15 protein-coding genes are annotated in these 18,888 nt (G+C 62.5%); 5 read left to right on the forward strand and 10 right to left on the reverse strand.

Features of this window, described 5'->3' with window-relative positions; translation table 11 throughout:
• Positions 1-14: 14 nt before the first annotated feature.
• The 9 genes from AC5RV1_RS11755 to AC5RV1_RS11795 all read right to left on the reverse strand — a co-directional run bounded on the left by AC5RV1_RS11755 (position 15) and on the right by AC5RV1_RS11795 (position 7,951).
• On the reverse strand, positions 15-1,091 hold the full coding sequence (locus AC5RV1_RS11755; RefSeq protein ID WP_493994658.1) for a proline racemase family protein: 1,077 nt from the start codon (positions 1,089-1,091) through the stop codon (positions 15-17).
• A complete protein-coding gene (locus AC5RV1_RS11760) occupies positions 1,088-2,005 on the reverse strand; it encodes a dihydrodipicolinate synthase family protein (protein WP_493994659.1) in 918 nt (305 codons plus the stop codon). The genes AC5RV1_RS11755 and AC5RV1_RS11760 overlap by 4 nt, the downstream gene beginning before the upstream one ends.
• Positions 2,006-2,032: 27 nt before the next feature.
• A complete protein-coding gene (locus tag AC5RV1_RS11765; protein WP_493994660.1) occupies positions 2,033-3,313 on the reverse strand; it encodes an NAD(P)/FAD-dependent oxidoreductase in 1,281 nt (426 codons plus the stop codon).
• A gap of 52 nt (positions 3,314-3,365) precedes the next feature.
• A complete protein-coding gene (locus AC5RV1_RS11770; RefSeq protein WP_493994661.1) occupies positions 3,366-4,235 on the reverse strand; it encodes an amino acid ABC transporter ATP-binding protein in 870 nt (289 codons plus the stop codon).
• Positions 4,232-4,975 carry an amino acid ABC transporter permease gene (locus tag AC5RV1_RS11775; protein ID WP_493994662.1) on the reverse strand — a complete coding sequence of 248 codons (744 nt, stop codon included), beginning with the start codon at positions 4,973-4,975 and terminating at the stop codon, positions 4,232-4,234. The genes AC5RV1_RS11770 and AC5RV1_RS11775 overlap by 4 nt, the downstream gene beginning before the upstream one ends.
• Before the next feature lie 19 nt (positions 4,976-4,994).
• Entirely contained in the window at positions 4,995-5,843 is an 849-nt protein-coding gene (locus AC5RV1_RS11780) for a substrate-binding periplasmic protein (protein ID WP_493994663.1), read from the reverse strand.
• Between the two features lie 451 nt (positions 5,844-6,294).
• A complete protein-coding gene (locus AC5RV1_RS11785; RefSeq protein WP_493994664.1) occupies positions 6,295-6,888 on the reverse strand; it encodes a short chain dehydrogenase in 594 nt (197 codons plus the stop codon).
• Positions 6,885-7,562, reverse strand: a complete 678-nt coding sequence (locus AC5RV1_RS11790; protein ID WP_493994665.1) for a GntR family transcriptional regulator — start codon at positions 7,560-7,562, stop codon at positions 6,885-6,887. The genes AC5RV1_RS11785 and AC5RV1_RS11790 overlap by 4 nt, the downstream gene beginning before the upstream one ends.
• 131 nt (positions 7,563-7,693) lie before the next feature.
• Entirely contained in the window at positions 7,694-7,951 is a 258-nt protein-coding gene (locus AC5RV1_RS11795; RefSeq protein WP_493994666.1) for a hypothetical protein, read from the reverse strand.
• 205 nt (positions 7,952-8,156) lie between these two features.
• Between AC5RV1_RS11795 and AC5RV1_RS11800 the strand changes: the two genes are divergently transcribed.
• Positions 8,157-9,656 carry a CoA-acylating methylmalonate-semialdehyde dehydrogenase gene (locus AC5RV1_RS11800; protein ID WP_493994667.1) on the forward strand — a complete coding sequence of 500 codons (1,500 nt, stop codon included), beginning with the start codon at positions 8,157-8,159 and terminating at the stop codon, positions 9,654-9,656.
• Between the two features lie 86 nt (positions 9,657-9,742).
• On the opposite strand, the gene AC5RV1_RS11805 is transcribed toward AC5RV1_RS11800, so the two are convergent.
• Positions 9,743-11,263 carry a PucR family transcriptional regulator gene (locus AC5RV1_RS11805; protein WP_493994668.1) on the reverse strand — a complete coding sequence of 507 codons (1,521 nt, stop codon included), beginning with the start codon at positions 11,261-11,263 and terminating at the stop codon, positions 9,743-9,745.
• Positions 11,264-11,449: 186 nt separating this feature from the next.
• Here AC5RV1_RS11805 and AC5RV1_RS11810 point away from each other — a divergent pair, with 186 nt between their 5' ends.
• From AC5RV1_RS11810 to AC5RV1_RS11825, 4 genes are all read left to right on the forward strand, one after another.
• Positions 11,450-12,796 carry an aspartate aminotransferase family protein gene (locus AC5RV1_RS11810; RefSeq protein WP_493994669.1) on the forward strand — a complete coding sequence of 449 codons (1,347 nt, stop codon included), beginning with the start codon at positions 11,450-11,452 and terminating at the stop codon, positions 12,794-12,796.
• Positions 12,797-13,107: 311 nt separating this feature from the next.
• The gene (locus tag AC5RV1_RS11815; protein ID WP_493994670.1) at positions 13,108-13,926 is read left to right on the forward strand and encodes a pyruvate, water dikinase regulatory protein; all 819 of its coding nucleotides are present in this window, start codon (positions 13,108-13,110) and stop codon (positions 13,924-13,926) included.
• Positions 13,927-14,063: 137 nt separating this feature from the next.
• Positions 14,064-16,469, forward strand: a complete 2,406-nt coding sequence (gene ppsA / locus AC5RV1_RS11820; RefSeq protein WP_493994671.1) for a phosphoenolpyruvate synthase — start codon at positions 14,064-14,066, stop codon at positions 16,467-16,469.
• An 806-nt stretch (positions 16,470-17,275) separates the two neighbouring features.
• Entirely contained in the window at positions 17,276-18,730 is a 1,455-nt protein-coding gene (locus tag AC5RV1_RS11825; protein WP_493994672.1) for an alanine/glycine:cation symporter family protein, read from the forward strand.
• Positions 18,731-18,888 lie beyond the last annotated feature (158 nt).

The raw sequence follows: 18,888 nt of genomic DNA on the forward strand, positions 1-18,888 counted from the left end.
TGTGGTTGGCGCGCTTATGCGCCGGGTGCCCAGATGTCCCCCACGGTGTAGCCGGTGGGGAAGGGATCGGTGGGCTCGAGCACCCATTGGCTGCGTCCGGTGACCCAGCCCCGGCCCGTGACCGTGGGCAGGACCGCTTCGCGGTCCCCCGCCGTCGTCGTGCCGGTCAGTCGGCCGATGAATTCGCTGCCGATGATGCTCTGGTGCGAAAAGTCCTCGCCGACGGCGAGCTGGCCCCGGGCGTGCAGCGCCGCCATCCGGGCGCATGTCCCGGTACCGCAGGGGGAGCGGTCCAGCGCACCTGTCCAGGTGGACGGATCGCCGGGGACCAGTTTGCCGTTGGACAGCACGACGGTGTTCCGGTCCTGCCGGCCGGGCACCCTGTCGCCGGTGTGCAGCATGACCAGGTTTACCCCGGAAATCAGCGGGTTGTCCGGGTGGGTCACGTGGACCTGTTCCTGTGCCGCCATCTTGATCAGGGCCCCAGCCCGGGCCAGTTCCTTGCCGTTATCCGGGTGCAGCTCCAGCCCGAGGTCGGCCGCTTTGGCCTGGGCGAAGAACTGGCCGCCGAAGACAATGTCCACCGGCACGGTCCCGAATTCCGGCACTACGAGGGGGAAGTCCAGTTCGACGACGAACGCGGGGACGTTCACAACGGTGACGGACAGGACTTTGCCCTCGTGCACCTTTGCTACTGCCTGGACGGTACCGACGGCAGTGTCGATGGTGACGACGGTTTCCGGTCCGCGGACCGGAACGATGCCTTCTTCCAGTGCCGCGGTGACGGCGCAGATGGTGTTGGACCCGGACATGGGGGTAAAGCCGCCCTGTTCCAGGACGACGATGCCGAAGTCGGAACCTTCGTTTACGGCCGGCAGGAGGATCACTGAGCAGAGGCCCGGGTAGCCGCGCGGCTCATGGAGCATGAGCCGGCGCAGCCAATCCAGGTTGTCTTTGCAGTACTGCAGGCGCTCCGCCATCGTGACGCCCTGGACGAGCCCGGCGGCGGAGGTCAGGATCCTGCCGGGTTCGCCTTCTGCGTGCACCTCGATGGCGTCGAGGGCGATCTTGGTGGCGGAGCGCATGGTCATGCTGCTACTGCCGGGAGGACGCCGGCTTCACGCAGGATGCCGGCGAAGCGCTCACGCTCTTCGGCGGGCAGCGGCTGGATGGGCAGGCGGGCAGGACCGACCGGCTGGCCGATGAGTTCCAGGCCTGCCTTGATGCCGGCCACGTAGTTCACGGACTCCAGGAAGTCGCTGATGGCCCAGAGGTGCTTCCACAGTTCGCGGGCACGGACCAGGTCCTTCTGTTCGGCAAGGGTTTCCCAGAATTCGACGGCGAGTTCGGGCACGACGCCGGCGGTGCCCCAGACGGAGGCCTCGGCGCCGGATGCGATGCCGAAGAACGTCAAAGTGTCCCAGCCGTTGAAGGCCTTGATGCTGTCGGTGTGCACGGCGAGGAGTTCGGCCAGGGCGATGGCGTCATCGGAGGTGTTCTTGATGTAGTCGATGCCCTCGATCTGGCCCAGTTCGGCCAGTTCCGTGGCGGTCAGCCGGACTCCAGTGATGCCCGGGAGGTTGTAGTACATCACGGGGATCTTGATGGAACCGGCGACGGCGGAGAGGAACTCCTTCAGCGCGGTGAAGTCCAGGGGATCGTAGAACGGCGGGACCAGCATGATGGCGTCCGCGCCGACGGTTTCGGCGTGCTGGGCCAGGTCGATGGCGCCCTGGGTGGAGAGTGCGCCGATGCCGGCAACGACGGGGATGCGGCCGTCGGCGCCCTTGACGTAGAGCTCGATGACGCGGCGGTATTCGTCTGCTGAAAGTGTGGTGAATTCACCGGTGGAGCCGGTGGGGACCAGTCCGTGGATGCCGGCCGAGATCAGGCGTTCTACCTGCTGCTGCAGGGCGGCTTCGTCGACGGCGCTGCCGTCCTCGGTGAACGGGGTGGTGACTGCTGCGAGGATGCCGCGGAGTTCTTTTTTGGTGCGTGATGACATGTTGCGTTGGTTCCTTTCGGGAAGTTCTTAGTGGGAGGGTGACTTGGAGGCCCGGGACCGGTTGATGACGCTGACCCCACGAAAGCGGTCAGCCCTGAAGGGCCGGAGGGTCGGTGCTGTGCGCCCGTGGACGATCAGCTCTGTAAGAGCTGCGGCGGTGCCTGGTGCCAGGGTGATGCCCATCATGCCGTGGCCGGTGGATACATAGGTGTTTTGCAGGTGCCCGAGGTGGCCGATGACCGGCAGGCCGTCCGGTGTCATTGGCCGCATGCCGGCCATGGGCGTCGGCTTCGTGGCGGGCGGCTCCCAGTTGCGGAAGTACTTAGCGGGAGCACGCAGGATCGCATCGACGCGGACCTGGTTGACGTTCTCGTCCAGTCCGCCGAATTCCATCGTGCCGGCCAGGCGGAGGCGTTCGTTGAAGGGGGTCACCGCGACCTTCGCGTCCCAGAGATTGACCGCGCTGCGCAGGCCCAGGGCGGGAACCTCGACGCTGTATCCCTTGCCGGGACGCACGGGAAGCGGCACGCCGAACTGCTTGGACAGGTTCCCGCTCCAGGCGCCGGCAGCAAGGATGAAGTTGTCAGCGGTGTAGCTGTTTCCGCCGCTGTGCACTGTTGTGACCCGGTCCCCGTTGCGTTCAACGGCATCGATCGGGGAGTTCTCGATGATCTTGACGCCCATCGCCAGCAGCCTTTTGTGCAGCGCCGTTGCCATTGCTCCCGGATCGACGTGCCGTTCCTGCGGGAAGTAGATGCCGCCAAGGACTCCGTCGGTGAGCAGTGGTTCCTGCTCATGCACGGCGTCGCGGTCCAGCACCCGTGGCTGGCGTCCGTACTGGGAGGCGAGATCCAGGTTGTCGATGTGGTGGTCGAAGTTGTCCTGCTCCATGAACGCCATGAGCAGTCCGTCCGTGTGCATCTCGAAGTCCATGCCGTCGGCGCGGTAATCGTCAAAGATCTGGAGGGTGTCGGCGGCAAGGCGGAGGTGACCTTCAAACCCTGCACGCTGGTCGCGGGCGTTGGACTTGCGCCACATGCCGAACATGAACTTCAGGAAGTCCGGCTGGACCGAGGGTTTGATGTAGAGCGGGCTGTCCGGGCGGAGCATCCACTTCATGGATTTGAGGACGACGCCGGGTCCCGGCACCGGTGCCGATTCCGCCGGACAAATCCAGCCTGCGTTGACCTTCGAAGCGCCAAGGCCCGTGGCCCGGGCATCGATGACGGTGACGCTCTCACCCTCGCGGGCGAGATGGTAGGCCTGGGTGAGGCCGATAACGCCGCCGCCGATTACAACGGTATGCACTATGTTTCCTTTCTTGGTCCGTTCTGTGCCCGCCCCCTGAAGGGGGCTGGGCTCAGAAGCGGACGGCGTCGACGAACTTTTTGAGGTCGTCGTTGTCGCAGTTATCGAATGCTGCTTCGGGAGTGGCGTTGACGGCGATCTCGCCTTCGTGGAAGAAGACCACACGGTCTGCGGCTTTGGAGGCGAAGGCCATATCGTGCGTGACCAGGGCGACAGCGATGCCGTCCTCTTCCTTGAGGCGGCGCAGGACATCCAGCACTTCTGCTGCGACGGGCGGGTCCAGGGCCGAGGTGATCTCATCGCAGAGCAACAGTTTGGGTTTCATCATCAGCGCCCGGGCGATGGCAACGCGCTGCCGTTCACCGCCGGAGAGCTGGGTGGGCCTGCTGAGGATGTGGTGCGCCATGCCAACTTCGGCCAACGCGGCTTCGGCCCGGTCACGCCCTTCGGAGGCGCTGACGCCACGCGTTTTCCGCGGTGCGAGAACCAGGTTGTCCAGCACGTTCATGTGCGGCCACAGGGTATAGGCCTGGAAAACCATGCCGACCTCAGAACGGATGTTCTCCCATTCCTTGGTGCGCTTCTGCTCGGCGAACACCGTGTGTCCGTCGATGACGATCTCGCCCTCGTCCGGATCGGTGAGGCCTGCAAGCGCCCGCAGCAGTGTTGATTTGCCGGAGCCGCTCTTACCGATAATGACGGTGATGTCGCCTTTGTTCATCGTGAAGTCGACGTTGCGGAGGATCTTCCGGACTCCGAAGCTCTTCTGGAGGCCGCGGGCCTCCACGAGGACCTGCCCGTTTCCGGACTGGCCGGGTGTCTGCTGGGAAGCTATCACCTGCACGTCCTTTTGTTCGCTCACTTCATTGTCCTTCTGCGTGAAGTTGGTGGGAAGCTGTGGGGTGAGTGCAGAGTGGCTCATTTTGATGCCACCACGACCCGCGCACCAGGCATCATCCGGGCCCAGATGCTGGTCCGGGCGGCCCCTCCGAGTGCTGCGTTGTTTTGCATGCGGCGCTCGATGGAGCTGGTGATCAGCGAGACCGGGAATGCGATGGCGAAGTAGATGAACGCCGCCAGGGTGAAGATTTCCAGGGCCCGGTAGTTCTGGGCGGAAATCGTGTTGGAGATGAACATCAGGTCAGCCACGGCGATGGTCGAGACCAATGCGGTGTCCTTGAAGAGCGAGATGTTCAGGGACAGGATCACCGGCAGCTGCTGGCGCATGGCCTGCGGGACGATGATGTAGCGCAGCTGCTGGAACCGGCTCAGCTGCAGCATCCGGCCGGCTTCGACCTGTTCGACAGGAACGGACTGGAACCCGCTTCGGTAGGTCTCGGCCATGAAAGCTGTGAGATTGGCCGTCAGGGCGATGACTGCAGAGGCGTATCCCGGCAGGGTGACACCTGTGAGGGCCGGCAGTGCGTAGAAGATCCAGAAAAGCTGGACCAGAAGCGGTGTGCAGCGGAAGACCTCGATGTATCCCTGGGCGGCCCAGCGGATAACCTCGATCTTTGACATCCGGCCGACAGCAACCGGAATCGCCAGGATCATGCTGATCACGATGGTGATCACGGTGATCTGGAGCGTCAGCCCCAGGCCCTGCAACATGCTGGGCAGGGCCTGGGCAACGACGCCCCAGTCAAAGTTGTATCCGTTCATGTCATTCTCCTAACGGAGGTTACTTCTTGCGAAGGTCGCCGAGGTTGTCGATTTCGACGTAGCCGACCTTCTCGTACGCCTGCGTCAGCTCGCCGCTCTTCTGCGCACGTTCGATGGCGATGTTCACGATCTGGAGGGAGCGCGGGTCGATATCTGCCGGGACGCCGTAGGCGGCGGAAGCGGAGTAAAGCTCCGGTTCCGGAACCAGGATCTTCAGGCTGGCATCAGCCTGGGCCTGGGATTCAGCGGTGGGCAGATCGGTGAACTCTGCAATGGCCCGTCCGGACTGGACGGCTGAGATGGCGTTGGAGTAGCTGTCAACGGACATGATGTTCGATGTGTGGCCCTGAAGTGCCTTTTCGGGTGAAGATCCCTGGGCTGCCGTGATTTGGCCGCCGTTTGCCAGAAGATCCTCAACAGTCTTGAAGGGTGAATCGGCCTTGACCACGAAGACTCCCTGGTACTCGTAGACCGGGTCGGTGAAACCGATCGCCAGGGACCGCTCCACGGTGTAGTCCAGGTTCGCTGCGAAGTCATAGCGGTCGGCCTGGAGGCCGGCGACAATGTTCTTCCACTCAGCGGCAACAGGAACCAGTTTCACGTTCAGCTGCTTGGCCAGTTCCTGCAGCGGGATCAGGTTGGGGCCTCCCAGCGTTCCGTCAGGCTGCTGGACGGTCATGGGCGGGGCGATCGCAACACCAACACGGAGTTCACCGCGCTTCTTGATCTCCTCGATCATGTTGCCCTGCGCCGACCCGGAGGTGGCCGATGCGCTGTTGCCGCGGAAGCCGCTGCCGATGTAGCCGCCGGCGATGGCCACCAGGATGACAGCGAGGACGGCAAGGACGATCTTGCTTGTTTTGGTCATTTTAAACCTCTGTGAGGAATGGGGACCGGGATGACGAGGGCGACTGTGCACCCGCCAACCCGAACGGAGGGGTTGTATTAGGTCGGCTCGCGCTGCTCGCTTGCCGTGTTAGCAGCCAAAGGAGGGGTGGCAATGTGATGCTGCCTGCCTCGGTTTGGTTGTTTTATTGTCTTACAATCAGCGTCGTGATCCAACTGTATCCCTGTGACCAGCACCACGTCCAGTCCTTTTCCCAAAAAGACGCTGACACGACGAAATGTTCTTGTAATCTGTGTTCGGCAGCTTTCCGCACCCGAAGGAGTAAGTCGGTGAGGTGTGGGCTGGATGTAAATTCCGCGTTACTTCTCCTGCTCAAAACGGCTGGCGAGCACAAAAAAGCTGGCCCTCATCAGCATGAAGACCAGCTTTTTGGGACAGGCGGCTGCGCTAGGGTAGCCGCCGGCTGTAGTTTTTAGTCCAGGGTGAAGACCTGCCCGGTCTGAATGCCTTCTACGGATTTCACGTAGGCTCGTCCCACCGTTTCTGCGGGCACCTGCGAGAAGCCGGGGAAGAACTCGTGGTAGCCAGTTGCCTCCGCGAGCACGGTAGGGCTTACCGCATTGAGGCGGATGCGCCGCGGCAACTCCGCTGCTGCAGCCATAACGAAGGATTCCAGCGCACCGTTTGCCAGGGAGGCCGCTACACCGGTCAGGATGGGTTCCCGGGCCAGAACCCCGCTGGTGAGTGTAAAGGAGCCTCCGTCAGTGAGGTGGCCAAGGCCGGCCTGCACCAAGTTGACCTGGCCAAGAACCTTGTCTTCGAAGCCGGCCCGGAAATCTTTATCTGTGAGCTCGGCGAGCGGTTTAAAGGGGACCGATCCCGTGCAGGAAATAACGGCGTCCACCGTGCCAATCTGGTCGAACATGCGCTGAATCGAGTCCGGCTCGGTCAGATTCACCGTCACCTGCCCGGACCGGGAGGCTTCAATGACCTCGTGGCGTCCGCGCAGTGCTGAAGCTGCCGCGGAACCGAGCAGTCCGTTCGCGCCGACAATAAGAATTTTCAAGAGTCCTGCTCCTTTTTCGAAAGCTTGGTGTCCAGCAGCGGGATGAGTTCCACAGCGCTGCGCATCGTATGTTCGGTGAAGGCCTTCCGGATGACGTCAAGGTCCTTGGTTCTGATGGCTTCAACCAACTTCTCGTGCACCTGATGCGCGCGAACCGGATCGGCCCGTGCCGCCTGGTCCTGGGCAAGGATGATCGTCAGGTGGGCTTCGGTGACAGGCCAGAGGCGAAGCAACAAAGCGTTCTCCGATGCGGCCCAAAGGCTGCGGTGGAACGCAACATGACTCTCGTGCCGGATCACCGGATCGGGGTCCATCTCAACCTTGCTGTATTCGGCCCAGCTGTCCTCGACCATCGCCATACGCCGGCCTGAGGTGTCCTCAAGGATGGCAGCGACGGCCAGCATGTCCAGGGCCATACGCGTATTCGCCAGATCCATGATGGCCGCGGAATCGAGCGTTGCCACACGGAGGCCACGGTAGGGCTCCTGGACCAGAAGTCCCTCCTGGGCCATCTGGTTGAGCGCCTCACGGACGGTGGGACGGCTGACGTTCAGCCATTCAGATAGCTGCACTTCGGTGAGTTTTTCGCCGGGCTTGATGCTGCCCAGCACAACAGCACGGCGGATCTCATTAATGACTCCGTCCCGGCGCGAGACAGAGGCCACGGGGGACATCCTTAATGGCAGAGTCGCCGGATCTGGTGAAAGGCGCGTTTCCGCCATCGGGTTCCCCAATGCTTGAAGTAGGCTCTGCTATGCAGATTGTCAGACAAAGCCTACCAACATTTACGCGCGCGCGTAAATGGTCAGCGCGTCAGCTCCTCAAACATTTTCACGGTCAACTGCTCCTGGCCGCGTAGCCAAAGGCTTGGCTTGCCGCCGACAGCGGGCATAACGCTCCCCTCCCCAATGAACCTGGCTCCAGAAGTGTCAGCCGTAAGCACTTTAGCCACTTCGGGCTGGGCCGGGTACCACCACCCACTGTCCGGGCAGTGCTCTCCGGTGCGGACGGCGGTTTTCTCCATGGAAGAGGGGGCGAGATGCTCGGGGCGTCGGCGTTTCATCGGAACTCCTGATGGCGGGTGTACTGGCTGGCTGTGGTCCCACCGTATTCGCGTAGCTCCCGCCGACACAGCTATACACATGTCGAAAAGACGCAAGTCGCTGCGCCAAATGTAGTAACCCTTCCTCGTCCCGGGACTACTACCGTTAGTTGCAAGCCGCTCCGGCATCCCACCGTCATTACTGAAAGCGAGAAGAAGCGTGTCCGTGAACCAGGAACTGCCCGTGCTGTCCCACTGGATCGGCGGAGCCGAATCCCTCTCATCGGGAGACCGCACCGCTCCCGTCTTCGACCCGGCCCGCGGCATTGAGACCAAGCGCGTCGCGCTGGCCAACGCCAGCGACATCGAGGCCGCCATCTCCTCGGCGCAGAAGGCTTTCCCAGCCTGGCGTGATCTCTCCATCACCAAACGCCAGCAGATCCTTTTCCGCTTCCGGGAACTGCTCAACGAGCGCAAGGGCGAACTCGCCCAGATCATCACCGCCGAGCACGGCAAGGTCGTCTCCGACGCCCTGGGTGAAATCACCCGCGGCCAGGAAGTCGTCGAACTCGCCACCGGTTTCCCGCACCTGATCAAGGGCGAGCACTCAGAAAACGTCTCCAGCGGCGTGGATGTCTACTCCACCAAATCCCCGCTCGGGGTCGTGGGCATCATCAGCCCGTTCAACTTCCCGGCCATGGTGCCGCTGTGGTTCCTCCCGATCGCCATCGCTGCCGGCAACACCGTGGTACTCAAGCCCAGTGAAAAGGATCCAACGGCCGCAAACTGGCTCGCGGAACTGTTCACCGAGGCAGGCCTTCCGGATGGTGTCTTCAACGTCCTTCACGGTGACAAGGAAGCTGTCGACGGCCTCCTGGAACACCCTGATGTCAAAGCCATCTCCTTCGTGGGCTCCACCCCGATCGCCCAGTACATCTACGAGACGGCTGCGCGGAACGGCAAGCGTGTCCAGGCACTTGGCGGAGCCAAGAACCACATGCTCGTCCTGCCCGACGCAGACCTTGAGCTGACCGCCGACGCGGCCATCAACGCCGGCTTCGGTTCCGCCGGCGAACGCTGCATGGCCATCAGTGTCATCGTCGCCGTCGAACCCGTCGCCGACAAACTGATCGAAAAGATCACCTCCCGCATGGCCACGCTGAAAATCGGCGACGGCCGCCGCAACTGCGACATGGGACCGCTCGTCACCGAACAGCACCGGGACAAGGTCGCCTCCTACATCGATATCGCGACCGAGGACGGCGCCAAGGTAGTGGTGGACGGCCGCGGCATCAACGTTGACGGTGACGAAAACGGCTTCTGGCTTGGCCCCACCCTGATCGACGAAGTCCCCGTCAGCTCGCGCGCCTACACCGACGAGATTTTCGGCCCGGTCCTGTCCGTGGTCCGCGTCAGCAGCTACGAGGAGGGCCTGGACCTGATCAACTCCAGCGCCTACGGCAACGGCACGGCCATCTTCACCAACGACGGCGGCGCGGCACGGCGTTTCCAGAACGAGGTTGAGGTGGGCATGGTGGGGATCAACGTTCCCATCCCCGTCCCCGTGGCCTACTACTCCTTCGGCGGATTCAAAGACTCCATCTTCGGCAGCTCCAAGGCCTACGGGCTGCAGGGCTTCCAGTTCTTCACCCGCGAAAAGGCCATCACCTCCCGCTGGCTCGACCCGAGCCACGGCGGCATCAACCTGGGCTTCCCGCAGAACTAGGGTTAGCACCACAAAGATGCCAGGGCCCGGCACTGGCCCCTGACAACGAGGACCTCCGGCACGCCTGCCGAAGGTCCTCCTGTCGTTTATGCCTTTTCCAGGAATTGAACCGCCGCGTACAACTCCAGGCGGTCCCGCATGCCGTCCAGGTTCAGCCCGAGGATCCGCCCGACGGCGTCGATCCTGTTCCGGAGCGTATGCCGGTGCACACCCAGGCGGCGGGCGGTCCTGTCCCACACACAGTTATTGGCAAACCATTCCCGGACAGTCTCCAGCAGCTCTGTGTTCTCTGCCGCGTCGTAATCAATCAGCGGCTGCAGAAGTCCTCGGGCCACCGGTCCCGCCTTTTCCTCCCGCAGCAAACCCAGCATTCCGCCGTCGGCCAGCTCAGAAAATGCTACGACCGCGCATTCGAGTTCAACGGCGCGATGCAGGGCCCGCGTGGCCTCTTCGAGGGCATGAGGCAACCCGTCCATCCCGGCAGGGGAAGAAACCCCGGCCACAGCCCCATGGCGCTGCAGCAGTTCCAGCACCCTGTCCTGGTGCGCCGGCCCTGCCAGGACTATCAGCTGATCACCCCGCAGGGCATAGAACACCGCGCCGCGGTAATCGTCTGCGAGCAGCTCCAGTGCTTCGAGAAGATTTGGTGCAGGATTGTCCTGCCGTGAAACCGTCACCAGCACCGGTTCCCGGGGGAGTTGCCCCCAAACCTGCCGGGCCGTGCGGATGGCAACATCGGTACTTCCAGCCAGCAGCTGCTCGAAAACACCGGCACGAAGATGCCGACGGGCCGTATCCAGAGTGCGCGCCTGTTCCAAAGCCAGGCTGGCCAACCCGATCACACTATTCACAATGTCCGCCCTGGCCGGATCCAAAGGCTCGATGGCACCAAGAACCAGGGCGCCGCGAAGACTGCCCTTACGACCAAGGGTCTGCAGCGTCACCGACTGCCCGCCAACCTCCAGGTGCGAGGCAGACCGGGTCCCCAAATCCAAAGCATTGCGCACCCTCTCGCTTACTTCCGCGGCAAGATCAGAAGGGAGCGGACGGTTGCGAGGCATGCGAACGTAGTTCCCGGCCGCGTCATACAACGCGACCCAGCTGTGCAGCTGCCGTTCCAGCTCGCCCAGGATCGAGGTCAAACCGTCGGGCCGAAGGGCTGCACGCGAAATAGCCCGCTGCGCCTGAAGCGACCACTCCGCCCGGGCATGCTCCTCCCTGGCCAGATAGTCCGCCACCATGCGGATAATGGCGATGAACGGCGTCCGGTCCGGGACCTCCACCAGCGGCAGGCCCTGGTTCCGGCACGCTTCCTCCAGCCCTTTCGGCAGCACTCCGTGGATTACCTGCGTGGCGAAGCCAAGACCGGCGATCCCGTGATCAACCAACCGCCGCACATACTCCTCATAGCCCCTGGTGCTGGGCAACACTGAAGCGACGTGCCCGGCGGCGTGCGCCGTCGGCCCAGCCCCAGTCTCCACAGGAAACTGGGTACCGTCGGTCAGGAGCAGCTGCCCTGCATCCAGGAACGGGGTGGGATCCTCAAGGTCAGAGCTGTGAACCCAGCTGATCGGCTCTTCGAGCCGGGGGGCACCCAAATCAGGCACAACCAGCCGAAGCTTCAACGCGCGGCTACGGAGAAGGACATTAAGGCTTGGCGGCATAACTCGGCACCCTTTGATGTGAAAACGTCGAATCCGAATGACTACATTGTACAAACGTATACGGCACCGCGTGCTCACAAAACCGGATGATGGAGCAAGAGCCCAAACCATCTATCGAGAGGACCGGTCATGACCGTCAGCCCGGCAACCCTGGACGCTTCAGTCACCCACTCATCCCTCAGCAACGCCGAAGTCGTCGCCGAAGACAAAGCGAACGTATTCCATTCCTGGTCGGCCCAGAAGTCCCTGAACCCCATGGCAATCGCCGGTGGATCCGGCAGCACGGTGTGGGACCACGAGGGCAACACCTACCTGGACTTCTCCAGCCAGCTGGTCAACACCAACATCGGTCACCAGCACCCCAAGGTCATCGCGGCCATCGCCCAGCAGGCCACCAGCCTGGCAACGGTGGCACCCGGCGCGGCTAACCATGTCCGCGCTAAAGCAGCAGCCAAGATCTTGTCGCATGCCCCGTCCAACATGGAGAAAGTGTTTTTCACCAACGGCGGCGCTGACGCAAATGAGAACGCCATCCGCATGGCCCGCCTGCACACCGGGCGCGAAAAGGTCATTTCCCGCTACCGCAGTTACCACGGCAACACCGGCGCAGCCATCGCAGCCACCGGTGACTGGCGCCGCATCCCTAACGAATACTCCCGCGGCCACATCCACGTCTTCGGCCCGTACCTGTACCGCTCGGAGTTCTGGTCAGAAACCCCCGAGCAGGAAACCGAGCGTGCCCTTCAGCATCTGCGCCGTGTCATCCAGGCCGAAGGTCCCCAGTCGATCGCCGCGATCCTGCTCGAAACCGTCCCTGGCACCGCGGGTATCCTCGTCCCCACCCCTGGTTACCTTGAGGGAGTGCGGGCATTATGCGACGAGTACGGCATCGTGATGATCCTCGATGAAGTCATGGCCGGCTTTGGCCGCACCGGCGACTGGTTCGCCTTTGACGCCGTCAACGTAACCCCGGACCTGATCACCTTCGCCAAGGGCGTCAACTCCGGCTACATCCCTGTCGGCGGCGTCGTCATCTCCAGCGAGATCGCAGCCACCTTCGACGAACGAGTCTTCCCGGGCGGACTGACCTACTCCGGGCATCCCATTGCCGCAGCTTCCATCGTCGCCTCCATCGAAGCCTTTGAAGAAGAAGACATCGTCGGCAACGCCGCCAGGATCGGCCGCGACCACCTCGAACCAGGCCTCAACGTCCTGGCCGAAAAGCACAGTGTCATTGGCGAAGTCCGCGGCCGCGGCGTCTTCTGGGCACTCGAACTCGTTCAGGACCGGGCCACGCGCGTGCCTGTAACCCCGGAATACATGGGGCGCCTCAAAGCCGAACTCCTGCGCCTCGGCCTGCTTCCGTTCATCGTGGAAAACCGCATCCACGTCGTCCCTCCCGCCGTTGTCACCCCGGAAGAAGTAGCCAAAGCTCTGGACATCTATGACCAAGCGCTGACGACAACCACTCTCTAAGAGCGACACGCGCAGGCGAGGAGCGTCTGATCCTCGCCACCACGGGCACTCGGAACTCCTCGTCACCATGCCGCTCTGTGGTTTCCGCGTGTACGAACTTGCCGCTTCCTGCAGACGTACCCAGGGGATGATGCAGGACAGTTTTGGTACAGGTCCCACGTTCACTTCGCCGATGTTCGAGCAAACAACTGCCGGGATTCCTGTCTGCCGCCGTACGGGCAGGCAGGTGGTGGCCCGCCATGCGCCCTCTGTTCCGGGCCGGGCGGGCCTCCCGATCTCCGGTGCCGTTCAGATTTTTGGAGTATCCGTTCATGGTTGTTGACGACCGCCGGCCTGTTTACTTCCTTTCGGACAGTACCGGGATCACCGCGGAAACCCTCGGGAACACGTTGCTGACGCAGTTTCCCGCAAACAGTTTTGACCGCATCACAATCCCCTTCATCACCACGGCCGAACAAGCGAAATCGGTCGTAAAGACGGTCGACGGCGTCACCGCCAGTGGCCCGCCGCCGATCGTCTTTTCCACGGCGGTCAACAACGACATTAGGCAGATTCTGGCGACATGCAAGGGAATCGTCGTGGACCTCATCGGAACGCATGTCGGACAGCTGGAGAGGGCGCTCGGCACCCCGGCCAGTGGCGAACTGGGGCGCGCGCACGGCCTGGGGAATGCGGCGCGTTACCAGTCCCGGATGGCCGCCGTCGAATACGCCATGGAACATGACGACGGCCAGAGCCTCCGCGCGCTGGAAAAAGCCCAGGTCATTTTGGTGGCTCCGTCCCGCTGCGGCAAAACGCCCACCACCATGTATCTGGCGCTTCAGCACGGCATTTTCGCGGCGAACTTCCCGCTGGTGGAAGAAGACTTTGAACGGGAAGGGCTCCCTAAATCCCTCCGGCCGTTCGTCACAAAGTGTTTTGGCCTTTCATCCACCCCCCTGCGCTTGAGCCAGATCCGTACCGAGCGTCGCAGCGGCTCATCCTATTCATCGCTGCGGCAGTGCAGCTTCGAGCTGCGCAGTGCCGAACACCTGTACATGTCCCACAGAATTCCCTATCTGAATTCGGCCACGGTCTCGGTGGAGGAGATGGCCGCCACGATTCTGCAGCGGATGAATCTGAAGCACTAGGGAAACGCTTGATGGACGCCGTGGCGGACATCGTATGGAAATAGCGCTGACTTCCTGTCACACAGGAGCTTGCGCCCCAGCATGAGGCAGTGCCGTCAGCGGACGCCACTGCCATCACCGGTATAGGAGCAGTAGTAATGACAAAAGACGTACTTTGGTTTTCAGAACTCGGACTGAAGGACCTGGACCGGGTGGGCGGCAAGAACGCCTCCCTGGGTGAAATGGTCCAGAACCTGACTTCTGCCGGGGTTCATGTCCCCGACGGCTTCGCAACAACAGCGGATGCCTACCGCAGCTTTCTGGCAGATTCGGGCCTGGACCAGAAGATTGTCGACCGGCTCGTGGGCCTGGACGCTGACGACGTGACTGCCCTTGCCGCCGCTGGCCAGGAAATCCGCGACCTCATCCGGCAGACGCCCTTCCTGCCGGAGTTCGAAGCGCAGGTCCGTGACTTCTACCAACAATTGGTGCACAGGCACAGCGGCGCTGAGGACCTGTCCTGGGCCGTCCGCTCCAGCGCCACCGCCGAAGACCTTCCTGATGCGTCCTTCGCCGGCCAGCAGGAGACCTTCCTGAACGTGCGCGGCATCGAGAACATCCTGCTCGCCATCAAGGATGTGTTCGCGTCCCTCTACAACGACCGCGCCATCGCCTACCGCGTGCACCACAACTTTGAACACGCCGAGGTGGCGCTCTCGGCCGGGATTCAGCGTATGGTGCGCTCCGACATCGGTGCCTCCGGCGTCATGTTCACCATGGACACCGAGTCCGGGTTCCGCGATGCCGTTTTTGTCACATCCTCCTACGGCCTCGGCGAAGCCGTTGTCCAGGGCGCCGTCAACCCGGACGAGTTCTACGTCTACAAACCTGCGCTGGAAGCTGGCCGGCCCGCGATCCTCAAACGCGGGCTGGGTGAAAAGGCCCTGCAAATGACCTACACGACTAACACCGAGGTCGGCCGCACCATCGATTTCGTACCCGTTGAGGCTTCGCTGCGGAACCGCTTCAGCATCAGCGACGAGGACGTGGAGCAGCTCGCGCGGCACGCCCTTGCCATCGAGAACCACTACGGCCGCCCGATGGACATTGAGTGGGGCAAGGACGGAGTCGACGGGGGCCTGTACATTCTGCAGGCACGCCCTGAAACAGTGCAGTCCCGCCGGGGCTCGGGCAGCCTGACCCGGTTCCGCCTGAACGGCACAGGCAGGGTGCTGGCCGAGGGCCGCGCGATCGGACAGCGCATCGGTGCCGGCAAGGTCCGCATACTCAACGCGATCGACCAGATGGCGATTTTTCAGACCGGAGATGTCCTGGTCGCGGACATGACGGACCCGGACTGGGAACCGATCATGAAGCGGGCATCCGCCATCGTGACTAACCGCGGCGGACGCACCTGCCACGCAGCCATCATTGCCCGCGAACTCGGGATTCCCGCCGTTGTCGGCACCGGGGATGCTACCCACGTCCTCGCCGACGGCCTAGAAGTCACGGTCTCCTGCGCGGACGGGGAGACCGGCGTGATCTACGAAGGGCTGCTGGACTTCAGCGTCGAGCAAACTGAAGTCACCCACCTGCCCGAGGCCCCGGTCAAGGTCATGATGAATGTGGGCACCCCGGAACAGGCGTTCACCTTCGCCCAGCTGCCCAACCACGGGGTGGGCCTGGCCCGGCTGGAATTCATCATCAACCGCCAAATCGGAATCCACCCCAAGGCCCTCCTGAATTTGGACACCCAACCGGAGGGCATCGCGGCGGAAATCAGGGAACGGATTGCCGCTTACGGCAGCCCGCGGGAGTACTACATCAAGCGGCTGGCCGAAGGGGTGTCCACGATCGCTGCGGCGTTCGCGCCGGAGCCGGTCATTGTCCGGATGTCCGACTTCAAGTCCAACGAATACGCCAACCTGATTGGGGGGCCTGCGTACGAGCCCCACGAGGAAAACCCGATGCTCGGCTTCCGGGGTGCCTCACGCTACCTGGACCCATCATTCCGGGACTGTTTCGACCTTGAGTGCGAGGCCTTGTCCTTCGTCCGCAATGACATGGGCCTGACCAACGTCAAGTTGATGATCCCGTTCGTGCGGACCCTCGATGAGGCCCGCGGCGTCATCGAGTTGCTGGCGGAGAACGGGCTTGTCCGGGGGGAAAATGGCCTTGAGGTGATCATGATGTGCGAGATCCCGTCCAACGCGCTGCTGGCCGGTGATTTCCTGGAGTATTTCGACGGGTTCTCCATTGGCTCCAACGACATGACCCAGCTGACCTTGGGCCTGGACCGGGACTCCGCCACCGTCGCAGCAGGCTTCGACGAGCGGGATCCTGCCGTCAAGAAGCTCCTGAGCATGGCCATCAAGGCCTGCAAGGAACGCGGGAAATACGTGGGTATCTGCGGCCAAGGCCCGAGCGACCATGCCGACTTTGCTGAGTGGCTGGTGGCCGAAGGCGTCGACTCCGTCTCCTTGAACCCCGACACGGTAGTGGATACCTGGCTCCGGCTCGCCGGCGCAACGGTCGAAGACAGGGTCGGCACCCCGGTGAACTGACTTGCCTTGCCTCGGTCCCAGGTTTTGGCTTTCGGCCCGAGCCTGGGACCCAGTTGCCGTATGCGCTTGTCGGCGTCGGGCAGGTCTGTCCCCGTCCGAAATGCCGCCTCGGGCGGTGGCGTTTTTCGCTGGAGCTGGCCCCAATGCCGCAAACAGCATTCGGGAGCTGCGTAAGCAGCCGGATGCTGGCTCCTTTAGGCAGGTGCTCTATAGGTAAGGGGCTCACCCGTTGTCCTAGGGGGACAGGCAGGGCTCATGCGCGCCTCTTCGGCGGCCCCGGAGATTAAGAGCGCGGTCTGGCCTTCAAGTATCGGTTTTTCAGCGATGACTTGCCCACCCAAAGGTGTAGGCGCCGGGGTGAACCCCGGGTGGATCATCTGTGCGGCCGCCGCCGGATCTGGTGCGTTAGGCCAAGAAGCAGGACCCGCGACTAAAGAAGGGGAAACCCGTATCGACGCGCTCAAGGACGGTTGGCTCTGTCATGGATTCCTGATCGGAGGGCGCCCCTGACTGCCGCTACACGTCGTCAGGGCCCCTGCCCTCGGGTTCCGGAAGGGCACCAGCGCTGCACAAGTCCCGGTTCGGCCCGGTGCGCTTGATTTCTGTTTTATACGCTTCCGACATTGACATGGCCTAGATCACACGCCTAGGCTTTACGTAAGATTGCCTGACAATCTGGCAACGGCAATGAAGCTTCCGTAATGCCTCGCAGGGAGCTTTCGGCACCCCAGGTCTTCTAGGGATCGGGCTGATGCACCTCACCGTCCCTGCCAAAAGCGGGCCCCTCTAACGCAGACGGAGCACTTATGGAAACATTCCTCGCAACCATCTATGACTTGATCTGGAACCCCTTGGTGTACGTCACGCTCATCAGCGGGACTGCCTACACCATCGCTACCCGGGGGGTGCAGGTCCGGCACTTGCCGAGCATGATCAAGTGCCTGTTCGGGCGCGCTGCTTCAGACACGGGCACTTCCTCGTTCCAAGCCTTCGCGATGGCATTGGGAGGGCGGGTCGGCGTGGGTAACATCGCCGGCGTTGCCACTGCTATAGCTTTCGGCGGACCTGGCGCTTTGTTCTGGATGATCGCTACGGCCGTCCTTACTGCATCCAGCGCGTTTATCGAGGCCACCCTCGGCCAGATCTACAAGGTGAAGTCCGATGGTGAGTACCGCGGCGGCATTCCCTGGTATATCGAAAAAGGTCTTGGTCTGAAATGGCTTGCCGTGACGGCAGCTGTTGTAGCTGTGCTCTGTTACACGGTGCTGATTCCCGGTGTGCAGTCTTCGACCATCGTGACTTCGCTGGACTCAGCTTTCGGTGTTCCTACATGGATTTCAGGCCTGATTCTGGTGGCACTGACCGGACTCGTCGTCTTCGGCGGTACTCAGCGCATCGCCGCGTTCGCCGAAAAGGTTGTGCCAGCTATGGCCGTCGCGTATGTGCTGCTTGCTGTTGTGGTCCTGATAATGAACTTCCATGCCATTCCTGAAGTCATTCGGCTGGTGCTGGGCTCAGCGTTCGGGGCCGATGCTGTCTTCGGCGGTATGATCGGCGCCGCAGTCTCCTGGGGCGTCCGACGCTCGCTCTATTCGAACGTCGCAGGTGTCGGTGAGGGCGGCTTTGCCGGCGCCGCAGCCTCGGTCTCCCATCCCGTTAAGCAGGGACTGGTGCAGTCGTTCTCGGTATACGTTGACACTCTGCTGGTGTGCACGGCAACCGGCGTGATGATTTTGTCCACCGGTGCGTACAACATATTGCCAGAGGGCCGGGGAGCGCTCGTTGAGAACCTTCCTGGGGTGGAGCCGGGAGCAGGATTCACGCAAGTCGCCGTAGACACGATCGTCCCGGGGATAAACCTTGGTGCCGGCGTTGTGGCGGTCGCCATCTTCTTCTTCGCTTTCACCTCGATCCTGTCGTACTTCTACTACGCGGTAACGAACATCGTCTACCTAACAGGCAGTTCCCGAGGGATCCTTGCACGGATTGTCCAGGCCATGGTGCTGATATCGGTTTTCCTTGGCACGGTACGAACCACTGAACTTGTATGGACACTCGGCGACATCGGCTACGGTCTTATTGCATGGTTCAACATGGTCGCCATTGCCTTCCTATGCCCAGTAGCTGTCCGAGCCCTGCGGGACTACGAACGCCAGAGGAAACAGGGTCTCGATCCGGTTTTCAACCCCGCGGACGCCGACATCAAGGGGGCTACATTCTGGGAGTCCTCCGACGCACCTGCACGCGTGTCCTCGCCTTGACATCAGTTGCAGTTCGCTGAAGACAGCGCCCTCGCAATCACCCATACGCACATCCATGGATCGTCGGGCAAGCAAGGTTAAGGGAATCCACTCCGGCGCAGCGCGCTGTAACCACCATTCAGGATGCCCGGGCTGCCCGCTACTGCCCGAAGCCAGCG

The organism is Arthrobacter sp. Hb9-2 (assembly GCF_059091165.1).